Genomic DNA, 1833 nt, shown 5'->3' with positions numbered 1-1833 from the left:
GCGCCTGACTCGTCGGCGATCTCCGTCAGGCTTTTTGATGGTTCGCCGAACCACTGGCCTCGCCAGAAGTACGCCCGCGCGATCATCTGGCGTGTCGCTTCTGGGGCTGCATGTTGATCCTCGGTGTCGCCGAGGACGAGCCGCAGACCCTGGCCCCGCGGTCCGAAATTGATGTCGGACTGGAGTTCGTAAGTCTCAGCCAAGAGCAGCATGTCTCCTTCGATCATTGAAGCTGGATTGAGCGTGATCGTCATTCTGGCCTGTCCCCGGTTTGATGGACACCGAGATAAGGTGTTTAGATCGAACTGGAGGGTATCATGGAAAGACGAAGAACGCACAGCGCGGAGTTCAAGCATGAGGCTGTAAAGCTGATCATTGAACGCGGCGTATCGGCGGCGCAGGCGTCGCGCGATCTTGGGGTGCACGCCAATCTGTTGCGCAAATGGGTGAAGGACTTTGAAGCGGGTCCGACACACGCTTTTCCCGGCCATGGGCGCATGAAACCGGAACAACTGGAGATCGACCGGCTTCAGCGAGAAGTGAGAAAGCTCAAGGCGGAGCGCGACATCCTAAAAAAAGCCGCGGCCTATTTCGCGAAGGACCAGGCGTGATGTTCGCCTTCATCGCGAAGCACCGAGGGATATGGCCGGTCAGTTGGATGTGCGAAGCGCTCGGTGTTTCGCGGAGCGGTTTTTTCGCCTGGCTCATCAGACCGCCCAGCGTCCGCGCTAAAAGCGACGAGATTCTCGGCGCCCATATACGCAACAGCTTTCTGCAAAGCGACCGCACCTATGGCGCGCGGCGCGTCTGGCATGATGTGCTGGCCGAAGGATTTTCCTGCGGTCTGCACAAGGTAGAGCGGTTGATGCGCATACAGGCTTTGAAAGCGCGGCCGCGGCGCCGGCGTCTGCCCAAAGACGCCGGCGAACGAGCGACAATTGCCGGCAATGCGCTCGACCGCCAGTTCGGAGCTGCCGCGCCCAATCAAAAATGGGTCGCCGACTTTACTTATATCTGGACGGCGCAAGGTTGGCTTTACGTCGCTGCCGTGCTCGATCTTTACTCGCGCAGGATTGTCGGCTGGTCGATGAGCGCGGAGATGAAGGCGCAGTTCGTCATCGACGCGCTTGTGATGGCCTTATGGCGGCGCGGCAAGCCGGACGCGCTGATGCATCATTCCGATCAGGGCAGTCAGTATACGAGCGAAGAGTTTCAGCGGCTTTTGGCCGAGCATGGCGTTAAATGCTCAATGAGCAGAACCGGCAATTGCTGGGATAACGCAGCGATGGAAAGCTTCTTCTCCTCGCTGAAAACCGAACGTGTGTCACGCCGAACTTACAGGACGCGGGACGAAGCGAAGGCGGATGTGTTCGATTATATCGAGCGCTTCTACAATCCAAAACGAAGGCATTCGACCATCGGCTATCTCAGCCCAATTGCATTCGAGGAAAAGATGACGTTAGCTTAACTGCGTGTCTACGAAACCGGGGACAGGCCAGTTTCTCCATCCCTCCACACACTCCGTCACCCCGGACTTGATCCGGGGCCCAGGCTGAGGAATTTCTGAGCCCGCCTTACTGGATTCCGGATCAAGTCCGGAATGACGGAGGTGGATTGATAGGCGGAAGCAGAGAAAATCGTCCTTAAAAGGCTATTCCGCTCCACATCTATTTGTCGCACAATTTATATTGTCGCAAATAATATCATTTAAGATCGAGATCGATCTGCAGGCCGTCATAAGCCGGCTCAACGCCTTTCGGCAGGATTTTCACAAGCGTCCCGTAATCCATCGTGTTGTGCAGATTGGTCAGGATCGCGCGCGCCGGCTTGACG

General features: G+C 56.9%; 2 protein-coding genes. One reads left to right on the top strand and one right to left on the bottom strand.

Going from position 1 to position 1833, the window contains the following annotated elements:
• Window positions 1–254 (bottom strand): hypothetical protein (locus tag ACRESJ_RS14290; protein WP_431758466.1); only part of this gene is annotated, 254 nt, incomplete at its 3' end.
• A gap of 63 nt (window positions 255–317) precedes the next feature.
• On the opposite strand from ACRESJ_RS14290, the gene ACRESJ_RS14285 reads away from it, so the two are divergent.
• Window positions 318–1468 (top strand): IS3 family transposase gene (locus ACRESJ_RS14285; protein WP_431758465.1). Its coding sequence is split into 2 segments (ribosomal slippage): window positions 318–570 and window positions 570–1468, totalling 1152 coding nucleotides; the frame shifts between segments, so codons are not numbered across the junction.
• The last annotated feature ends 365 nt before the right edge of the window (window positions 1469–1833 follow it).

It is taken from the genome of Pseudomonas sp. (genome assembly GCF_050739655.1).
Taxonomy (GTDB): Bacteria; Pseudomonadota; Gammaproteobacteria; order Pseudomonadales; family Pseudomonadaceae; genus Aquipseudomonas.
This window is presented reverse-complemented; position numbering and strand designations above follow the sequence as displayed.